Source organism: Aquabacterium sp. TM01, from assembly GCF_057808345.1.
Genome location: NZ_AP046529.1, coordinates 3514477 through 3532197 on the forward strand (window position 1 = coordinate 3514477; position 17721 = coordinate 3532197).

The 17721-nt window shown below is 65.2% G+C and carries 20 protein-coding genes; 8 read left to right on the forward strand and 12 right to left on the reverse strand.

Annotated features, from left to right (window positions below):
* The first annotated feature begins 17 nt into the window (after positions 1–17).
* Positions 18–602 (forward strand): DUF2202 domain-containing protein, encoded by a 585-nt coding sequence (locus AC3WW4_RS16275; RefSeq protein ID WP_488829483.1) that lies wholly within the window; start codon positions 18–20, stop codon positions 600–602.
* On the opposite strand, the gene AC3WW4_RS16280 is transcribed toward AC3WW4_RS16275, so the two are convergent.
* Genes AC3WW4_RS16280 through AC3WW4_RS16295 form a run of 4 tightly spaced genes read right to left on the reverse strand, consistent with a single transcriptional unit; the run spans position 599 to position 3610 of the window.
* Entirely contained in the window at positions 599–1240 is a 642-nt protein-coding gene (locus AC3WW4_RS16280) for a plasmid pRiA4b ORF-3 family protein (protein WP_488826799.1), read from the reverse strand. The genes AC3WW4_RS16275 and AC3WW4_RS16280 overlap by 4 nt on opposite strands.
* Positions 1237–2799, reverse strand: a complete 1563-nt coding sequence (gene tnpC, locus AC3WW4_RS16285) for an IS66 family transposase (protein ID WP_488826798.1) — start codon at positions 2797–2799, stop codon at positions 1237–1239. Before tnpC ends, AC3WW4_RS16280 begins: the two co-directional genes overlap by 4 nt.
* 59 nt (positions 2800–2858) lie before the next feature.
* Positions 2859–3206, reverse strand: coding sequence for an IS66 family insertion sequence element accessory protein TnpB (tnpB, locus tag AC3WW4_RS16290; RefSeq protein WP_488826797.1), 348 nt, complete (start codon positions 3204–3206; stop codon positions 2859–2861).
* Positions 3203–3610: a transposase gene (locus AC3WW4_RS16295; RefSeq protein ID WP_488826795.1), complete on the reverse strand. Its 408-nt coding sequence runs from the start codon at positions 3608–3610 to the stop codon at positions 3203–3205. The genes tnpB and AC3WW4_RS16295 overlap by 4 nt, the downstream gene beginning before the upstream one ends.
* Between AC3WW4_RS16295 and AC3WW4_RS16300 the strand changes: the two genes are divergently transcribed.
* Positions 3560–3820, forward strand: coding sequence for a DUF2202 domain-containing protein (locus AC3WW4_RS16300; protein ID WP_488829484.1), 261 nt, complete (start codon positions 3560–3562; stop codon positions 3818–3820). The two genes, AC3WW4_RS16295 and AC3WW4_RS16300, sit on opposite strands and share 51 nt — an antisense overlap.
* Before the next feature lie 109 nt (positions 3821–3929).
* Here the strand turns inward: AC3WW4_RS16300 and AC3WW4_RS16305 are convergent, their stop codons facing one another.
* Together AC3WW4_RS16305 and glmS are read right to left on the reverse strand one after the other, a co-directional pair.
* Entirely contained in the window at positions 3930–4160 is a 231-nt protein-coding gene (locus AC3WW4_RS16305; protein WP_488829485.1) for a hypothetical protein, read from the reverse strand.
* Positions 4161–4624: 464 nt separating this feature from the next.
* On the reverse strand, positions 4625–6505 hold the full coding sequence (gene glmS, locus AC3WW4_RS16310; protein WP_488829486.1) for a glutamine--fructose-6-phosphate transaminase (isomerizing): 1881 nt from the start codon (positions 6503–6505) through the stop codon (positions 4625–4627).
* 165 nt (positions 6506–6670) lie between these two features.
* Here glmS and AC3WW4_RS16315 point away from each other — a divergent pair, with 165 nt between their 5' ends.
* Positions 6671–7168 (forward strand): Lrp/AsnC family transcriptional regulator, encoded by a 498-nt coding sequence (locus AC3WW4_RS16315; protein WP_488829487.1) that lies wholly within the window; start codon positions 6671–6673, stop codon positions 7166–7168.
* A 5-nt stretch (positions 7169–7173) separates the two neighbouring features.
* Here AC3WW4_RS16315 and AC3WW4_RS16320 read toward each other — a convergent pair whose 3' ends face one another.
* The 6 genes from AC3WW4_RS16320 to AC3WW4_RS16345 form a co-directional block, all read right to left on the reverse strand.
* Positions 7174–8022, reverse strand: a complete 849-nt coding sequence (locus AC3WW4_RS16320) for a DnaJ domain-containing protein (protein ID WP_488829488.1) — start codon at positions 8020–8022, stop codon at positions 7174–7176.
* Positions 8023–8067: 45 nt separating this feature from the next.
* Entirely contained in the window at positions 8068–9462 is a 1395-nt protein-coding gene (glmU, locus tag AC3WW4_RS16325) for a bifunctional UDP-N-acetylglucosamine diphosphorylase/glucosamine-1-phosphate N-acetyltransferase GlmU (RefSeq protein ID WP_488829489.1), read from the reverse strand.
* Between the two features lie 25 nt (positions 9463–9487).
* Positions 9488–10096, reverse strand: a complete 609-nt coding sequence (locus AC3WW4_RS16330) for a DUF4136 domain-containing protein (protein ID WP_488829490.1) — start codon at positions 10094–10096, stop codon at positions 9488–9490.
* A 1-nt stretch (position 10097) separates the two neighbouring features.
* Positions 10098–11087 (reverse strand): tRNA 2-thiocytidine(32) synthetase TtcA, encoded by a 990-nt coding sequence (gene ttcA / locus AC3WW4_RS16335; RefSeq protein ID WP_488829491.1) that lies wholly within the window; start codon positions 11085–11087, stop codon positions 10098–10100.
* 131 nt (positions 11088–11218) lie between these two features.
* Complete coding sequence (locus tag AC3WW4_RS16340; RefSeq protein ID WP_300156268.1) at positions 11219–11590, reverse strand: dihydroneopterin aldolase; 372 nt, start codon at positions 11588–11590, stop codon at positions 11219–11221.
* A gap of 5 nt (positions 11591–11595) precedes the next feature.
* Entirely contained in the window at positions 11596–12420 is an 825-nt protein-coding gene (locus AC3WW4_RS16345) for an SDR family oxidoreductase (protein ID WP_488829492.1), read from the reverse strand.
* A 20-nt stretch (positions 12421–12440) separates the two neighbouring features.
* Here AC3WW4_RS16345 and AC3WW4_RS16350 point away from each other — a divergent pair, with 20 nt between their 5' ends.
* The 5 genes from AC3WW4_RS16350 (at position 12441) to AC3WW4_RS16370 (ending at position 17710) form a co-directional block, all read left to right on the forward strand.
* Positions 12441–13670: a class I SAM-dependent methyltransferase gene (locus AC3WW4_RS16350; protein ID WP_488829493.1), complete on the forward strand. Its 1230-nt coding sequence runs from the start codon at positions 12441–12443 to the stop codon at positions 13668–13670.
* A 66-nt stretch (positions 13671–13736) separates the two neighbouring features.
* Positions 13737–14672, forward strand: a complete 936-nt coding sequence (gene lpxC / locus AC3WW4_RS16355) for a UDP-3-O-acyl-N-acetylglucosamine deacetylase (protein ID WP_488829494.1) — start codon at positions 13737–13739, stop codon at positions 14670–14672.
* An 18-nt stretch (positions 14673–14690) separates the two neighbouring features.
* Positions 14691–14876, forward strand: coding sequence for a hypothetical protein (locus tag AC3WW4_RS16360; RefSeq protein ID WP_488829495.1), 186 nt, complete (start codon positions 14691–14693; stop codon positions 14874–14876).
* Between the two features lie 119 nt (positions 14877–14995).
* On the forward strand, positions 14996–16891 hold the full coding sequence (locus AC3WW4_RS16365; RefSeq protein ID WP_488829496.1) for a propionate--CoA ligase: 1896 nt from the start codon (positions 14996–14998) through the stop codon (positions 16889–16891).
* A 99-nt stretch (positions 16892–16990) separates the two neighbouring features.
* Entirely contained in the window at positions 16991–17710 is a 720-nt protein-coding gene (locus AC3WW4_RS16370) for a UPF0149 family protein (RefSeq protein WP_300156258.1), read from the forward strand.
* The last annotated feature ends 11 nt before the right edge of the window (positions 17711–17721 follow it).

Here is a 17721-nt window from a genome sequence, read left to right on the forward strand (position 1 = left end):
AAACAGGGAGAGCCCACATGAAAAGGCGTTTGTTCAACGCTTCGTTGTTCGCTGTAACCGCGGGGGCGCTCGTCGCCTGCGGTGGCGGCGGTGATGACGCCCCCACTTCCGTGATGACCGTTGACGCCAGCGGGATATCAACCTTCAACCTGGCCAGTCTGACCACCGTGTTGACGACCTACCCGCTGGCGTCGCTGTCGACTGCGGAAGCGGACAGCTTGGCGTTCATGCGGGAGGAAGAGCAACTGGCGCATGATGTCTATGCCGTCAGCGCGACGCTCTGGAGTCCACCGATTTTCGCGAACATTTCGGCCAGCGAGGCCACTCATGCGGCAGCCGTAAAGGCCCTGCTTGATCGCTACCAATTACCAGACCCACTGGCCGGCCTGCCGAACGGGACGTTCAAGACGCCAGCCTTCCAGTCACTCTACGACTCGCTGGTCGCCAGGAGCCAGGTGAGTTTGATCAATGCGCTGGTGGTCGGCGTGGAGATTGAGGAGCTGGATATTCGCGACATCGCCGTGCAGAAGGCCAGCATTGACAACGCCGACAGTAAGCGTCCGACCAAGGCCCAACTGGGCAGCGCACGACTGGTCAGCTAGAGCTTGATTTCATACAAGCGATCCTGGACGTCCTGCACGTTGAAGGCATTGGGATCGAGGGGGCGCCCGATCCAAGCGGTCATGTTGTCATGCTCCGGATGCGTCGGGTCGGCGATGGCCTGCAAGAAGTCAGCATAGCCAGGGGCGCCACCCACGTCCTCAGGTGGGCAGGCTCCAGCGCCTGCCAGGCACATGGGGAACTGCAGCTTGAGCTCGGCGGGCATGGTGTCGACCCGCTCGACCTTGATCCTGTGAGTCCAGTTGTCGCCGAAGTCATATGTCCAGTTGAACGTGGCGCTGTAGCCGAGTGCCTTGTTTAACGTCACCTTGGATTCGTCGTCCAGCGACTCATCGGGCCAATCTGGATCCGGCACGCCATATCTGCCTTCGGCGAACTCAAACTCATGCAGATGCCCGCCGTCCCACCCCATGGCACGCAGCAAAACCACATGAAGCTTGGGCAGGCGGATGCTCGATGGCACCAACACGCGCCGCCAGACCTTGGGGCGCACGCCTTGCAACTCGACCTTGAGTTGCAGCACTTTGATGTTTCTGGTGGGTGACCCCACGAGCTTGAGTGAGGGCCTGTTCGATGAGGTGACCATGGCCCACATTGTGCCGATGGTCCGCTCGCTCATGCCGCCTGGCGTTGTTCAGGTGTGGCTTGCTGCGGCGGGCACAGCCGCCACGGCAGCAGCTCATCAACGCGATTGATCGGATGATCGGCAATGCGTGTCAGCACCTGGTGCAAGTAGGCATACGGATCGATCCCATGCAGCTTGGCCGTGCCCAGCAGCGTGTAGACGATGGCGGCTCGCTCGCCACCCGCATCCGAGCCCAGATGCAGGTAGTTCTTGCGCCCGATGGCCACGCCGCGCAGTGATCGCTCGGCGATGTTGTTGTGCGCCTCCATGAGACCATCGTCCACGAAGCGCGTGAGTGCCCGCCAGTGGCTCAGGCTGTAGCCGATGGCCAGTGCCATCGGTGACTTGGCAGACAGCTTTGCCTGCGTCTCGATGAGCCATGTGTGCAAGTCTGCCAGGATGGGCGCGGTGCGTTGCTGTCGCTGCCTTCGTCGCTCATCAGGTGGTTCTCCCTGGATGTCAGCTTCGATGGCGAACACTCGGGCGATGCGCAGCAGGGCCTGGTGGGCCAAGGTGCCAGGCTGCTGGTGCTGCTGCATGTGTACGTCGTAGAACTTGCGCCGGGCATGGGCCCAGCAGCCGGCCTCGATGATCTCGCCGCTGTCAAACAGCCGGTCGTAGCCCGCGAAGGCGTCTGCCTGCACGATGCCCTTGAAGCCGGCCAAGTGACGCCTGGGATGCTCGCCTTTGCGATTGGGGGAGTATTGGAACCATACAGCCTGTGGCCTGGCGTCACCGCTGGCGCGGTCGTCGCGCACATAGGTCCACAATCGCCCAGTGCGTGCCTGTTGACCCTGGCCACCCAGAACCCGGATCGGCGTGTCGTCGGTGTGGATCTTGGCGGCGGCCAGCACATGACGGCCGATGGCTTGCGCCAAGGGGCTGAGCAACGCAGCCGCTGCCCCCACCCAGTCAGCCAGGGTCGAGCGCTCCAGATCCACACCCTGACGGGCATAGATCTGCGAGAGGCGATACAGCGGAGTGTGATCGGCATACTTGCTCACCAGCACATGGGCCAGCAGGCCGGCGCCGGCCATGCCACGATCGAGCGGACGGCTGGGCGCACTGGCTTGTACGATGCTGTCGCACGCCGGGCAGGCCAGGCGGGGCCGCACATGGCGGATGACCTTGAACTGACCGGGCAGGTAGTCGAGCACTTCACTGACGTCTTGGCCAATGGGGCGCAGCGCGTCCAGGCAGGCGCCGCAAGCGCAGCCCGCATCGGGCGTGTGCACCACGATCTCGCGTGGCAGATGGGCTGGCAAGTCGCGCAGGCCTTGGCGGCTTTTGCGTGAGCGCTTGCGGTTGTTGGCACCACCTTCAGGCTCGTCGTTGGCCGCTGGTGGCTCCACCGTTGTCGCGGGTGCCAACAGTTCCATCTGTGCGGCCACATCGAGTTGCTCGCTGCTGCGGCCAAAGTGCATGCGGCGCAGGTAGGCGATCTCGGTCTTGAGCTTGTCAATCAGCAGCTTGGCATGGGCCAGTTCCTGGCGGCTGTCGCGCAACTGGCGAGACAGCTCGCAGTGGTCATGCGGGTGCGGATCGTGTGGCATGACGATACTGTGCCCAAGCGACAGTGATCACGCCACAGGAGATGCGATGTCAACCAGATTCAGGTTGCACGTTCTGGTCGCCAGGTGCGCTCTGGCATGCGCCAGTCGATGCCCTCCAACAGCATCGACAACTGCGCCGGGCTCAGGCTGACCTTGCCGCCATCGGCCTGCGGCCACACGAAGCGGCCCTTCTCCAGGCGCTTGCTCAGCAGGCAAAGGCCTTGTCCATCCCACCACAGCAACTTGATGATGTCACCTCGCCGGCCACGGAAGACGAAGACATGGCCGCCGAACGGGTCTTGCAGCAAGATCTCTTGTGCCACAGCAGCCAGACCATCGAAGCCCTTGCGCATGTCGGTGTGGCCTGCAGCCAGCCAGACGCGGGTGCCAGCAGGCAATCCGATCATGGCAGTGAGCGCAGCACTTGCAGAATGCTGCGCAGATCCTGCGCGGCAAAGCCAGGCGGCAGGCACAGGGTGGCGCCATGGATGTTCAGTTCGATGGGCTGCGTGGCTGCTGGCTGTGCAGGTGGTGCATCGGGCTCTATCATCACCGGCAACAGCACTGGCGCACGGGCCATGGGCGCAGGCCCTGGCGGCAGCCACTTGCGAATCACGTTGGCGTTGATGCCATGGCTCAGGGCAATCGCCGACACCGATGCGCCGGGCATCAGGCATTGCGCCGCCACCTCGGCCTTGAACTGTTTGCTGTACGTCCGCCGCTTGCGTACACCCACAACGCCTGTCTTGGCGTCTGAGTCTTGTTTTGCGATCGCGTCCACCATCTTCTCCATAGTGGACGCGATCTTCACGCTGCCATCACGCCTTGGCTAGAGGGTGGCCGTCGGACGCTTACCGCCGACATCCTGATGGTGTACGACCACCTGCTGCGCGGCTCGCGCAATCACCTGAGAGCGTTCATGAAGGTTCTGACCCAGCAAGGCGGCACCTACGTCCCGCAGTACATCAGTCAGGTCGAATTCGATGCCATTGTGAATTCACCCATTGAGACAGGGCCTTGAGCATCGCTCTTACAGCGACAAACATATCGTGCAAGCTTGTGCGCTCATGAGTGCACAAGCTTGAATGTATTTGCTCATCCAGCGCGATGCGCATGCAGAGTCAGTGTGCTCAATCGTTTAGCAGCACACAGTGACCTACCAGTGCGTAATGATCGTAATGATCAATTGTCAGATTGCACACTGTGCCAGGCTGAAGCTTGTCAAAGGTCAGCCCACTGTTGCTGCGAGTGACCGTCCATGTGTGCTGATCATCATCAACCATGTAGGCAAGTCCTACCGTCGGCAGCACTTCGCTGGTCACAGCTTTGACTGTTGAACGCTTGACGACTTCGGGTGCCATCACGACTCTCTGTTACACAAGATACGTCGCTACTTTAATCCGGTTCACGGGTGAAGGTAAACCCTAAAAGATACATTTTTTTCGAGTGTTCGGGGGACTGCGGTTGTCTTTCAGCTTCGCAGGGCTGACGGCGTTTGCTCCATGTTTTATCTCGTCTTTCGAGCGGACATTTGCTGACGAACAACGAATGCCGAACGACTGGTATTGGGGACGGATCAGCCCGTCGAGACTCTGCCCATTGAATGGCTGGTGACGGTAATCGCAGTCACTCGGCTTTCGAATCTCAGTGACCCATGACAGCCTAGACCCGTCGCACGTCACAAGCCACAACCATGCCACTGCCATTAAAAGACATTGCCCCTCCGATCATGTTGTCTCAGACATTAATGCCATGTCTCAGACTTTAATGCGCTGTCTCAGACATTAATGGCAAAGAACATCAAGGCAGCCCCTGTTTACGATTTTCATTCCACGGTGACCGACTTGGCCAAATTACGAGGCTTATCGACATCCGTCCCCTTCGCGCACGCCGTGTGATACGCCAGCAACTGCAGCGGCACCACGTGCAGGATGGCAGACAGCGCGCCATAGTGCTCGGGCAGGCGGATCACGTGGATGCCGGGCTCGGCCTGGATCTGCGTGTCCACGTCGGCGCACACGTACAGCTCGCCGCCACGCGCCTTCACTTCCTGCATGTTGCTCTTGAGCTTTTCCAGCAGGGCATCGTTGGGCGCCACCACCACCACGGGCATCTCTGCGGTCACCAGCGCCAGCGGGCCGTGCTTGAGCTCGCCGGCCGGGTAGGCTTCGGCGTGGATGTAGCTGATCTCCTTGAGCTTGAGCGCGCCCTCCAGGGCGATGGGGTAATGCAGGCCCCGGCCCAGGAACAGGGCGTTGTCCTTGCGGGCAAAGGCCTCGGCCCAGGCCACGATCTGCGGCTCCAGCGCCAGCACGGCTTGCAGGGCCACGGGCAGGTGGCGCATGGCGCTCAAATGTTGAGCCTCAGCCTCGGCCGTCAGGTGGCCGCGTTGCTTGGCCAGCGTCAGCGTCAGCAGGAACAAGGCGGCCAGCTGCGTCGTGAAGGCCTTGGTCGAGGCCACGCCCACTTCCACGCCGGCACGCGTCACGTAAGCGAGCTTGCACTCGCGCACCATGGCCGAGGTGCTCACATTGCAGATGGTCAGCGTCTGCGTCATGCCCAGGCTGCGCGCGTGCTTGAGCGCGGCAATCGTGTCGGCCGTTTCGCCCGACTGGCTGATGGTGACGACCAGGGTGCGCGGGTCGGGCACGCTGTCGCGGTAGCGGTACTCGCTGGCAATCTCCACTTGCGTGGGGATCTTGGCGATCGACTCCAGCCAGTACTTGGCCGCAGAACCCGAGTAATAGCTGGTGCCGCACGCCAGAATCAACACGCGGTCGATCTGCTGGAACACGGCTTCGGCCTCGGCGCCGAACAGCGTGGGCGTGATGGCCTCGACGCCTTCGAGCGTGTCGGCGATGGCGCGCGGCTGCTCGAAGATTTCCTTTTGCATGTAGTGGCGATACGGACCCAGCTCGACCGCACCGCTGTGCGCGGTCACGGTGCGCACCGGGCGCTGCTCGGGCTCGACGCGCTGGTGCACGCCATCGGCGCCCAGGTGCTCGATCCAGTGGCGGCCCGGCTGCAGGTCCACCACATCGCCCTCTTCCAGGTACACGATCTGGTCGGTCACACCGGCCAAGGCCATGGCGTCCGACGCCAGGAAGCGCTCGCTCGCGTCCACGCCGCCCACGCCCATGATCAGCGGTGAACCCTGGCGCGCACCGATCACACGCTGCGGTTCGTCACGGTGGAACACGGCAATCGCGTAGGCGCCGGTCAGCCGTGCGGTGGTGGCCTTGACGGCGGCAAACAGATCGCCGTCGTACAGGTGGTCCACCAGATGGGCGATGACCTCGGTGTCGGTCTGGCTCAGGAACACATAGCCCTTGGCCTGCAGTTCGCGGCGCAGCTCTTCGTGGTTCTCGATGATGCCGTTGTGCACCAGGGCCACGCGACCGGGCTTGGTGGTGGGGGCGTCAGCACCGGGGCCATGCGAGAAGTGCGGGTGGGCGTTGTGCACCGCCGGCACGCCGTGTGTGGCCCAGCGGGTATGTGCGATGCCCACGGTGCTGGCAATGCCGTCGTGTTCGGTCTGGTGCCCCAGTTCGGCGACACGCTGGGTGCTGCGCGAGCGACGCAGTTGGCCGTCTTGCAGCACGGCCACGCCACAGGAGTCATAGCCCCGGTATTCCAGGCGCTTGAGGCCCTCGACCAGAACCGGAACGATGTTGCGCGACCCAACGGCGCCGACGATGCCACACATGCTTTGCTCTCCCAGACTGCGATGTCATTCAATCCAAGCAGCCATCCTAGAGACTTTGCATGGAAATATCCTCTCTAATTCATCGACACAACGGAAGGATCCACCATACCCAACTCGCGAGAGAAATTTTCATTAAACAAATGATCTATGGTGAAATATTCACCCATGAACAACCCGTCACCCCTTCAACTCGATGCCACCGACCTGCGTCTGCTCGCGTTGCTGCAGGACGACGCCAGCCTGTCCAACCAGGCCCTGGCCGATCTGGCCCACCTCTCGCCCGCCACCTGCCACCGCCGACTCAAGCGCCTGCGCGACGAAGGGATCATCGAAAAACAGGTCGCAATCCTCTCACCGCACCGCGTGGCCGAGGCGCTGGGCTGGGGGGTGAGCGCCCTGGTCGAGGTCAGCCTGGACGTGCAGACGCAAGAGGCGCTGGACGCCTTCGAGGCCCACGTGGTGGCCGATGCCCAGGTGCAGCAATGCTGGCGCGTGTCGCCCGGTCCTGACTTCGTGCTGGTGGTGCAGGTGCCCGACATGCCCGCCTACCAGGCCCTGGCGCAGCGCCTGTTCACCGCCCACCATCAGGTGCGCAATGTGCGCGCCTTCTTCGCGGTCAAGCGCGCCAAGTTCGGCACGCAGATTCCCTTGCCGCCCGCCTGATCAAATCAACGGGGGCGCGCTGCGGGCTTGGGCGCCGTGTCCGGCGCCAGCGGGTCGATCAACACCCCTTCGGTCCGCAGGTTCAGGGGAGTGCCATCCAAGGGATGACGCCCGGCCACAGCGCCGCGGCCGCCCCGGGGCGTCGCCACCGAAGGCAGACCACGCACGCTGCCCGAGGTAGACGCCTCGCCCAGTGTGGGCAGCACCTGCAACAACTCCTCGTCGGACAAGCGCGACAACTCGTCAACGCTCAAGACCCCTGAAGCGGCCCCTGCCGACGGCGTCCCGCGCGGCATCCCCCCCTCGGGCACCGACACGCCTGACGCCGCCGCACCATACGGCAGCGCCATCCCTTGCGTGAACTGGTTCGATTTGTACAGCTGCCACAACCAGACCCCGGCACCGATCACGATGAGCAACGCCAGCGCGCCGCCCACCCACACCACCGGCTGCCGCGTCAGGGGCCGGGGCGGCTCCAAGGCCGGGGCGTCGTACACCGACTGCCAGGGATCGGCCAGCTCATCGTCGGCCGCCCCAGCGTCTGTGAGGGAGGCCATGCCCGGTACCGCCAGGGCATCCAGGGCAATGTCCAAGTCCAGGTCCGCGTCGGCAGCTGCCGCCACATCGGGTGGGGCCGCATCCACCTCGATGTCCGGCACGAGCACCGCCAGCACCGTGTCGTAGGCCTGGCGGGTTTCCGGGTCGATCAGGGTTTCGTAAGCCGTGTTCAGGGCGCGCAGCTGCGCCTCGCGCTGCGCATCGTCCGGGAGCGCCAGTGCCAGCGCCCGGTACGCCGCACGGATCACCTCAGGCGGGGCATCCTGGGTGACTTTCAAGCGTTCGTAGTGGTTCACGGCAACAACATCCGGCACAGCAATTGGTGACAGGATGTTAGCCGTTCAGCGCTTGATTTTCTGGGGGCGTTTCCACTCAGCCAGGGTGACCTGTTTGCCGCGCGCCACGGCCAGGCTCTCAGCCGGCACATCCTTGGTGATGGTGCTGCCACCGCCCACGGTCACGCCGGCGCCCAGGGTGACCGGGGCCACCAGCACGCAGTTCGAGCCCACGTGTACGTCGTCGCCGATCACGGTGCGGTGCTTGTTGGCACCGTCGTAGTTGGCGGTGATGCTGCCGGCGCCATAGTTGACGCGCTCACCCACGGTGGCGTCGCCCAGGTAGGCCAGGTGGTTGGCCTTGGCGCCCTTGCCCAGCGTGCTGTTCTTGACCTCGACGAAGTTGCCGATGTGCACCTCGGCGCCCAGTTGCGCACCGGGGCGCAGGCGGGCAAACGGGCCGATCAGCGAACCCTCGCCCACGTGCGCGCCCAGCGTGTCGCCGTCAATGTGGGTAAAGGGGTGGATGACCGCACCGCGCGCGATCGTGGCGTTGCGGATCACGCAGTTGGCGCCGATCTGCACCTCGTCGCCCAGCACCACGTTGCCTTCGAAGATGCAGTTGACGTCGATGTCCACGTCCTGACCGCACTGCAGCGTGCCACGCAGGTCAAAACGGGCCGGATCGGCCAGGCGCACGCCCTGCTCCATCAGGCGTTCGGCCTGCGCGCGTTGGTGGCGGCGCTCCAGGTCGGCCAGTTGCGCCGGGCTGTTGACGCCCAGCACCTCCACCTCGTCGCGCGGCTGCGCGGCCACCACGCTCAGGCCCTCGGCCTGGGCCATGGCCACCACGTCGGTGAGGTAGTACTCGCCCTGGGCGTTGTCATTGTTCAGTTGCGACAGCCAGTGCTTGAGGCGCGCGGTGGGCGCGGCCATCATGCCGGTATAGACCTCGCAGATGGCGCGCTGCTCGGGCGTGGCGTCCTTGTGTTCGACGATGGCCAGCACCTTCACGCCGGTTTCGTCACGCACGATGCGGCCGTAGCCGGTCGGGTCGTCCAGGCGGATGGTCAGCAGCGCCAGCTGCTTGCCCGCGCACGCGTCCACCAGCGCCTGGGCCGTGCTGGCATGGATCAGCGGCGTGTCGCCATTGAGGATCAGGGTGATGCCGTCATCGGGCAGCACGGGCACGGCCTGCTGCACCGCGTGGCCGGTGCCCAATTGGGGCTCCTGGCGCACGAACTGCAGCGGGGCCTGCGCAAACTCGGTCTTCATCGCCGCTTCCACCATCTCGGCGCCGTGACCGGTGATCACCACCTGCTGCGCCGCGTGCAGACCCGAGGTGCTGGCGATCACATGCGACAACATGGGCCGTCCGGCCAGTTTGTGCAGCACCTTGGGGCGCGAAGACTTCATGCGGGTGCCTTTGCCCGCGGCCATGATGACGATCGAAAGCGACATGAAAACCCTGAATTGACTTGGAAGATCAGCGATTGTCCACCGGCCGTGTGACGGTCACGGTGCGGGGGCTGACAGCCGGGTGCGGAAAGTCCTTGAGCGCCGCCTCGAACAGGTAGGGCAGCAGGTCCAGATCGACGGTGTTCTGGCGGTCGTGCACCGCGTGAGTTTCGTACAGCACCTGGTTGCTGCGGCGATCCCGAATCAGCACGTCCACCTGCATCTGCACCCAGGTGGGCTCCATGCGCATGCTCATGCCAATGCCGCCCCAGCCACCGCTGCCCCACCAGCCGCCCCAGCCAAAACGCCCACCGCCCCAGAAGGGGTCGTAGCGCATGCTCTGGTCCTCGCGGCTCTGGGCGCTGAGCTGCACGCTCACCTCGGCCAACTCGGGCTTGGTCACCTTGCGGAAACCGGCCGCGCTCAAAGCTGGCTCGGCCGCCGCTTCCAGCCGGTCTTGCAGCCCCGCCTGGGCCTGCTGCGAGGGCAAACGCTCAAACACATACGTGCCCGGTGCGCGGCCAGCCGGCCAGCTGCCATAGCTGGACACCTGGCTCACCACATTCGGGGTGCCGGCACAACCAGCCAGCCCCAAGACACTCAGAGACCACAATACAGCCAGCAGCCAGCGTCGCATGTCACACCGCCTTTCGGATCGGGATGGCCGACAGGGACACGGCGGTCTCGGCCGGCAGGCCATTGTTCACATCACCGCAGCCTTCGTCCTCGTCGAACGCGATGTCACCGCCGGGCATGGGCTTGCCGGTGGCCTGGATCGTCGTGAACGGATAGAGCTTGCGGTCCATCAGGTGCGAGGGAACGATGTTCGACAGCGCCGTGAACATGTTGTCCACGCGCCCGGGGAACTTGCGATCCCACTCGTTGATCATCTCGCGCATCTGCTGACGCTGCAAGCCTTCCTGGCTGCCGCACAGGTTGCACGGGATGATGGGGAACTCGCGGTGCTCGGCGTAGCGGGCCAGGTCCTGCTCGCGGCAGTAGGCCATGGGGCGGATCACCACGTGCTCGCCGTTGTCGGTCACCAGCTTCGGCGGCATGCCCTTGAGCGTGGAGCCGAAGAACATGTTCATGAACAAGGTCTGCAGGATGTCGTCGCGGTGGTGGCCCAGAGCGATCTTGGTGCAACCCAGTTCGGTGGCCACGCGGTACAGGATGCCACGGCGCAGGCGCGAGCACAGCGAGCAGGTGGTCTTGCCCTCGGGCACCACGCGCTTGACCACGCTGTAGGTGTCCTGCTCTTCGATGCGGAAGGGCACCCCGACCTTGGTCAGGTACTCGGGCAGCACGTGCTCGGGGAAGCCGGGCTGCTTCTGGTCGAGGTTGACGGCCACGATCTCAAATTTGATGGGCGCCCGCTTTTGCAGGTTCATCAGGATGTCGAGCATGGCGTAGCTGTCCTTGCCACCCGACATGCACACCATCACCTTGTCACCGTCTTCGATCATGTTGAAGTCGGTGATGGCCTGGCCCACCTCACGGTGCAGGCGCTTGCTGAGCTTGTTGCGCTCGAACGCTTCCTTCTTCAGGCGCGCAACTTCGGCGGCATCGATGGCGGCGTTGGCCGCGTCCACGGCAGGGGCTTCAGGCAACAGAGTGGATTCGGACATGGCGAGGGCGGCTGGGGTCATAACCCTCCATTTTCGCCGATTCGCCTTCAGACACCAAACTGGCGGGCGCCATGCCCCCTCAGGCCGGGGCAGAACCCGCCCCCCCCCGGGAGCCCCCCAGTCTCAGGAACTCACCACTGACCGGCTTCCATGTGTATGGCGACTTCGCAATCGTCAAAAATTTCCAGCTTGGCGATGCGCACGCGCACACCCTGCACGCCGGGCAGCTCCATCAGGCGCTTGCACAGCTTGCCAATGAGCGTTTCGAGCAGGTTGACGTGCTGAGCGGTGCACTCTTCGATGATGATGGTGCGCACGCGGCGGTAGTCCAGCACGTGCATCAGGTCGTCGTCGCTGGGCAGCAGGGGCTGGCTGCCCATGTTCAGCTCGGCGTCCACCATGATCGGCTGCGGCGCGGTCTTTTCATGATCGAGCACGCCCAGGTTGGCGTCGAAACGCAAGCCGGTCAGGTTCAGGGTCTGGGTGCCTTTGGTCAGGGACATGTCTCTCACATCATGGAAAAGTCGCGCTCGAAGCGCTGAAGGTGCTGGCCGCCGTCGACGAGCAGCGTCGTGCCCGTCATCGAGCGGTTGCCCAGGGCAAAGGCCACGGTGGCAGCGACGTCCTCGGGGGTCGACGAGCGCCCCAGTGGCGACAGCGTGTGGGCCTGCGCGAAGGCCTCGCCCTGCAACCAGTCGCTGGTCAGCGTCAGGCCCGGGGCCACGCCCACCACGCGCACCTGCGGGGCCAGGGCCAGCGCCAGCAAGGTGGTGGCCGACTCCAGCGCCGCTTTCGACAGGGTGTAGCTGAGGAAGTCCGGGTTGGGGTTCCACAGTTTCTGGTCCAGCAGGTTGACGACCGCGCCTTGCGCGCCGCGCTGCGCCACATGCTCGGCCAGGCCCTGCGCCAGCACGATGGCCGGCGCGGTGTTGGCGCGCAGGTGGCGCTCCAGCATGGCGTAGCTGAAGGTGGCGGCGGTGTCGTATTCAAAGGTCGAGGCGCTGTTGACCACGGCATCGAGCTGACCCAACTCGGCCACGGCCAGCACGGGCAATGCCCGCGCCGCCGCCTCGTCCGACAGGTCGGCACTGAGCACCACGGCCTGCCGACCCAGGGCGCGGATCTCGTCGGCCGTGGCCTCGGCCTCGGCGCGCGAGGTGCGGTAATGCACGGCCACGTCCCAGCCCTGCTGGGCCAGGGTGAGCGCAATGTGGCGGCCCAGGCGCTTGCCGGCACCGGTCACCAGGGCCACGCGGCGCACACCGGAGGCAGCGGCGCCAGCGGTGGAGGCGTCAACCTGGGGCTGAGGCAAGGTCACAGACGAATCAGGCATGGGTGTTTTTACAATGGGGCATGAACCGCCCGACGACAACGGACCACAGTGTAGTGGCCGCCCCCCTGAACGGCCACCCGCTGGCCGACCTGATTGCGCACGAAATCCGCGAACGTGGCGGCTGGATGCGCTTTGAACGTTTCATGGAACTGGCCCTGTATGCGCCGGGCCTGGGCTACTACAGCGGCGGGCGGCGCGTGATCGGCACCGGCCCGCAAGACGGCAGCGACTTCGTGACCGCCCCCGAACTGACACCGATTTTTGGCCAGGTCGTGGCCACCCAGCTGCGCCAGGCGCTGGATGCCACCGGCACGCACGAGATCTGGGAGTTTGGCGCGGGCACCGGGGCCCTGGCCGAGCAGCTGCTGGGCGAGCTGGGCGAGCGCATCACGCGCTACACCATCGTCGACCTGTCGGGCACCCTGCGCGACCGCCAGCACCAGCGTCTGCAGAAAGAGCACCCGAGCCTGGTGCACAAGGTGGTGTGGGCCGACAGCCTGCCCGACACCCTGGAAGGCGTGATCGTCGGCAACGAGGTGCTGGACGCCATGCCGGTGCACCTGATGAGCTGGGACGGCCAGCGCTGGCTGGAGCGCGGCGTGGGCCTGGCTGGCCCCGAGGATGCGCCCGAGGCCGTTCCCGATGCGGCGCCGGCCGACGCAGCAGACACCGCCCCCCGTTTCATCTGGCTGGACCGCCCAGCACCCGAAGGCGTGCGCGCCCCCACTGAGCGCACCGACAGCGAGTACGTGCCCGGCACCGTCACCGAAACCCACGGCCAGGCCGAGGCCTTCGTGGCCACGCTGGCCGAACGCATGACGCGCGGCGCGGCGTTCTTCCTGGACTACGGCTTCCCCGAGGGCGAGTACTACCACCCGCAACGCACCGGCGGCACCCTGATGTGCCACCACCTGCACCAGAGCGACCCCGACCCGCTGGTCAAGGTGGGCGAGAAGGACATCACCAGCCATGTCAACTTCACCGGCATCGCCCTGGCCGGCCAGGAGGCCGGCTGGGAGGTGCTGGGCTACACCTCGCAGGGGCGTTTCCTGACCAACTGCGGTCTGGGAGAAGCGCTGGCGCGCACCGGCGAGGCCAGCACCGCCGAGCAGTTCAAGGCCCGTGGCGCCCTGCAGATGCTACTGGCCGAGCACGAGATGGGCGAGTTGTTCAAGGTGATCGGCTTCGTCAAGGGCCCGTGGTTCGAGGCCATCGGTTTTGCCCACGGCGACCGCACGCACACCCTGTGACGTTTTCAATCGTCGTGATAGACCCGCTTGACGGCACGAAATCGGTACAAACGCGATAATCCAAGGATGCTGCCACAACGCACCCTCAAATCCCTCACCCGTGCCGTTGGCGTGGGCCTGCACAGCGGCCAGCGCGTCGAGCTGACGCTGCGCCCGGCGCCGGTCAACACGGGCATCGTGTTCCGCCGCGTGGACCTGCCCGAGCCGGTGGACATCCCCGTCAACACCGGGGCGGTGTGCGACTGCCGCATGGCCACCACCATCTCGCCGGGCGGCGATCCGGGTCTGGCCAAGGTCAACACCATCGAGCACCTGATGTCGGCCTGCGCCGGCCTGGGGCTGGACAACCTGTATGTGGACATCACCGCCGAGGAAGTGCCCATCCTTGACGGCTCGTCGGCCGCGTTCGTGTACCTGCTGCAAAGCGCCGGCATCGAGCTGCAGAAGGCGCCCAAGAAGTTCCTGCGCGTGCTCAAGCCCATCGAAGTGCGCGAAGGCGAGGGCCGCTCGCTGAAGTGGGCGCGCCTGGAGCCGTACCACGGCTACAAGCTGACCTTCGAGATCGACTTCGACCACCCCGCCGTGGACCAGACCGGTCAGCGCGTCGAGTTCGATTTCAGCACTGGCCAGTACAAGCGCGACATCGCCCGCGCCCGCACCTTCGGTTTCACCAAGGATGTAGAGATGATGCGCTCGCGCGGTCTGGGCCTGGGCGCCAGCATGGACAACGCCATCGTGGTGGACGAGCACCGCGTGCTCAATGCCGACGGCCTGCGCTACGACGACGAGTTCGTCAAGCACAAGATCCTGGACGCCATTGGCGACCTGTACGTGGCGGGCCACCCGCTGCTGGCGGCTTACACCGCCTACAAGTCGGGCCACGCGATGAACAACCAGCTGCTGCACGCCCTGATGGCGCAGCAGGACGCCTGGGAGATTGTCACCTTCGAAGACGAGGCCAAGGCGCCGCGCGGCATGGCCGAGCTGGCCCCCGCCTGGTAAGCCGGCGCGGACACCCCCATGGTGCTGTTTCGCGCGCTGGCCGTCATCCTGGCCCTGGGCTTTTTGCTGAACATGGCCGTCTTCACCGTTACGGGCCAGCCACGTTGGCGGCAGTGGGCCATGCTGTCGCTGCGCTGGGGCGTGGTGCTGGGCCTGTGCTTCATCGGTCTGATCGTGCTGCGCCGCGCCGCGGTGTTCATTTGACGCAGATCAAGTCTGGGCGGACTGACCACGGGATATTCCCCTCCCCCCTGAATCAAGGGGCGAACTAGCATCTGCGACCTGAAGCTCCGGCTACCCGCTGGGGCGTTTCAGGAGCAAGCATGAGCTACCGCGCGCTGTACGAGCGTTCCATCCACGAACGCGACACCTACTGGGCTGAACAGGCCTCCCGCATCCACTGGCACCGCCCGTTTGACACGGTCTGCGATGTCAGCAACCCGCCGTTTGTGAAATGGTTCGGCGGCGGACTGACCAATCTGTGCCACAACGCGGTCGACCGCCATGTGCACGACCGGGCCGACCAGGCCGCCCTGGTCTTCGTGTCCACCGAAACCAACACCGAAGAGACGATCAGCTACGCTCAGTTGCTGGTCGAGGTCGAGCGCATGGCCGCCATCCTGCACGGCCTGGGCGTCGGCAAGGGTGACCGGGTGCTGATCTACATGCCCATGATCCCGCAAGCGGTGATCGCCATGCTGGCCACGGTGCGCCTGGGCGCCATCCACTCGGTGGTGTTCGGCGGTTTTGCCAGCCACGCGCTGGCCAGCCGCATCGACGACGCCACCCCCACCGTCATCGTCACCGCCGATGCGGGCTCGCGCGGCGGCAAGGTCATCCCCTACAAACCCCTGCTGGACGAGGCTCTGCGCCAGAGCAGCCACCACGTGCCCCACGTGCTGTTGGTCGACCGCAAGCTGGCCCCGGCCGAGATGGACACCCCACGTGACGTGGACTACTGGGACGCCCGCAGCAGCGTGATGGACGCCATCGTGCCCTGTGAGTGGGTCGAAGCCACCCACCCCAGCTACACGCTCTACACCAGCGGCACCACCGGCAAGCCCAAGGGCGTGCAGCGTGACACCGGCGGCTACGCCGTGGCGCTGGCCGCGTCGATGGAGCAGGTCTACTGCGGCAAGCCGGGCGAGACCTTCTTTTGCGCCAGCGACATCGGCTGGGTCGTGGGCCACAGCTACATCGTCTACGGCCCGCTGCTGACCGGCATGACGACCATCATTTACGAAGGCCTGCCGGTCCGCCCCGATGCCGCCATCTGGTGGTCGCTGGTCGAGAAGTACAAGGTCAATGTGATGTTCTCGGCGCCCACCGCCATCCGTGTCCTCAAGAAGCAGGACCCGGACTGCCTCAAGCGCCACGACCTGTCCAGCCTCAAGCAGCTGTTCCTGGCCGGTGAGCCGCTGGACGAGCCGACCGCCGCCTGGATTGGCGAAGCCATCGGCAAGCCCATCATCGACAACTACTGGCAGACCGAAACCGGCTGGCCCATCCTCAGCCTGGCGCGCGGCGTGGACCCGACGCTGACGCCGCGCCTGGGCTCGCCGGGGTTCCCGATGCCCGGCTACCAGGTCAAGCTGCTGGACGACCAGACCGGCGAGGAGCTGACCGGGGCCAACCAGAAGGGCGTGCTCACCATCGAAGGCCCGCTGCCACCGGGCTGCCTGCAGACCGTGTGGGGCGATGACCAGCGTTTCGTCAGCACCTACTGGTCCACCTTCCCGAACAAGCAGGTCTACAACACCTTCGACTGGGGCATCCGCGATGCGGACGGCTACTACTTCATCCTGGGCCGCACCGATGACGTGATCAACGTGGCCGGCCACCGCCTGGGCACCCGCGAAATTGAGGAGGCCGTCAGCAGCCACCCCGGTGTCGCCGAGGTGGCCGTGGTGGGCGTGGCCGACCAGCTCAAGGGCCAGGTGGCCAAGGCCTTCGTGGTGCCGCGCGATGCCAGCCGCGTGACCGACGACGAGGGACGCAAAGCCCTGGAAGCCGAGATCATGCACACGGTGGACCAGCAACTGGGCGCCGTGGCCCGCCCGGCGCGGGTGCACTTCGTCAACGTGCTGCCCAAGACCCGCTCGGGCAAGCTGCTGCGCCGCGCCATCCAGGCGGTGTGCGAGGGCCGCGAAACCGGCGACCTGAGCACCATCGAAGACCCGACCGCGCTGCAGCAGTTGCAGGAAGCGGCGCAACGCTGAAGTTCAGCGTGCCCCGAGGGCCTGCGCAAGGCCCTCGGGATGGTCAAGCGCAGCCCCATGTCGCACAATGCGGGTTTTGATGCCCTGAATTGCCCGACCATGAAAAAAACGCCCGCACTCACCGACGCCGAAATCAACGAAATCGACGAGCTGCTGGCCGCTGTGCCCGCACCCTTTGAAACCGTCGACGCCGTGATCCTGGACGGCTACCTAGCTGGCGTGCTGGTGCAGCCGGTGCTGCTGCAACCGGAAGACTGGCTGCCGCCGATCTTTGGCACCGAAGGCATGCCCGAAGCCGGCATCGAAGGCTGGAGCGAAGCCCAGCACAACCGCCTGGTCAGCCTGATCACCCGCCGCAAGGACGAGATCCTGCGCGGCATTCTGGAAGACGGCTGGTTCGACCCCATCGTCCCGATGATCGAAGACGACGATGGCAAGCCCGCCGAAGGCAAGGACGCGCTGGAAGGCATCGGCTACTGGGCCGCAGGCTTCGAGTGGGCGCTGGCCAACTTCCCGCAGCTGGAAGAAGCCGCCCTGTCGGGCGTGCCCGACCTGCTGGACTCCATCTGGCGCCATCTGCCCGAACAGGACGAAACCCAGCAGGCCATGACCAAGGCCCTGGACGAAGAGCACCCGCTCAAGAACCTGGACGAGGCCATCGAAGCCCTGGTGTTCGACGTGGTGGACCTGGCCCAGATCGGCCTGGCCGAAAGCCACAAGGTGGAAACCGTGATCCGCGAGCACCCCAAGCTCGGCCGCAACGACCCCTGCCACTGCGGCAGCGGCAAGAAGTACAAGAACTGCCACGGGGCCAACTGATTGCACGCTGA

What these genes read in the sequence shown, in the direction of transcription:
- AC3WW4_RS16275 (WP_488829483.1), top strand. Translation starts at nt 18, where the DNA reads ATGAAAAGGCGTTTGTTCAACGCTTCGTTGTTCGCTGTAACCGCGGGG.
- AC3WW4_RS16280 (WP_488826799.1), bottom strand. Translation starts at nt 1,240, where the DNA reads ATGAGCGAGCGGACCATCGGCACAATGTGGGCCATGGTCACCTCATCG.
- tnpC (WP_488826798.1), bottom strand. Translation starts at nt 2,799, where the DNA reads ATGCCACACGATCCGCACCCGCATGACCACTGCGAGCTGTCTCGCCAG.
- tnpB (WP_488826797.1), bottom strand. Translation starts at nt 3,206, where the DNA reads ATGATCGGATTGCCTGCTGGCACCCGCGTCTGGCTGGCTGCAGGCCAC.
- AC3WW4_RS16305 (WP_488829485.1), bottom strand. Translation starts at nt 4,160, where the DNA reads ATGGCACCCGAAGTCGTCAAGCGTTCAACAGTCAAAGCTGTGACCAGC.
- glmS (WP_488829486.1), bottom strand. Translation starts at nt 6,505, where the DNA reads ATGTGTGGCATCGTCGGCGCCGTTGGGTCGCGCAACATCGTTCCGGTT.
- AC3WW4_RS16315 (WP_488829487.1), top strand. Translation starts at nt 6,671, where the DNA reads ATGAACAACCCGTCACCCCTTCAACTCGATGCCACCGACCTGCGTCTG.
- glmU (WP_488829489.1), bottom strand. Translation starts at nt 9,462, where the DNA reads ATGTCGCTTTCGATCGTCATCATGGCCGCGGGCAAAGGCACCCGCATG.
- AC3WW4_RS16330 (WP_488829490.1), bottom strand. Translation starts at nt 10,096, where the DNA reads ATGCGACGCTGGCTGCTGGCTGTATTGTGGTCTCTGAGTGTCTTGGGG.
- ttcA (WP_488829491.1), bottom strand. Translation starts at nt 11,087, where the DNA reads ATGTCCGAATCCACTCTGTTGCCTGAAGCCCCTGCCGTGGACGCGGCC.
- AC3WW4_RS16340 (WP_300156268.1), bottom strand. Translation starts at nt 11,590, where the DNA reads ATGTCCCTGACCAAAGGCACCCAGACCCTGAACCTGACCGGCTTGCGT.
- AC3WW4_RS16345 (WP_488829492.1), bottom strand. Translation starts at nt 12,420, where the DNA reads ATGCCTGATTCGTCTGTGACCTTGCCTCAGCCCCAGGTTGACGCCTCC.
- AC3WW4_RS16350 (WP_488829493.1), top strand. Translation starts at nt 12,441, where the DNA reads ATGAACCGCCCGACGACAACGGACCACAGTGTAGTGGCCGCCCCCCTG.
- lpxC (WP_488829494.1), top strand. Translation starts at nt 13,737, where the DNA reads ATGCTGCCACAACGCACCCTCAAATCCCTCACCCGTGCCGTTGGCGTG.
- AC3WW4_RS16360 (WP_488829495.1), top strand. Translation starts at nt 14,691, where the DNA reads ATGGTGCTGTTTCGCGCGCTGGCCGTCATCCTGGCCCTGGGCTTTTTG.
- AC3WW4_RS16365 (WP_488829496.1), top strand. Translation starts at nt 14,996, where the DNA reads ATGAGCTACCGCGCGCTGTACGAGCGTTCCATCCACGAACGCGACACC.
- AC3WW4_RS16370 (WP_300156258.1), top strand. Translation starts at nt 16,991, where the DNA reads ATGAAAAAAACGCCCGCACTCACCGACGCCGAAATCAACGAAATCGAC.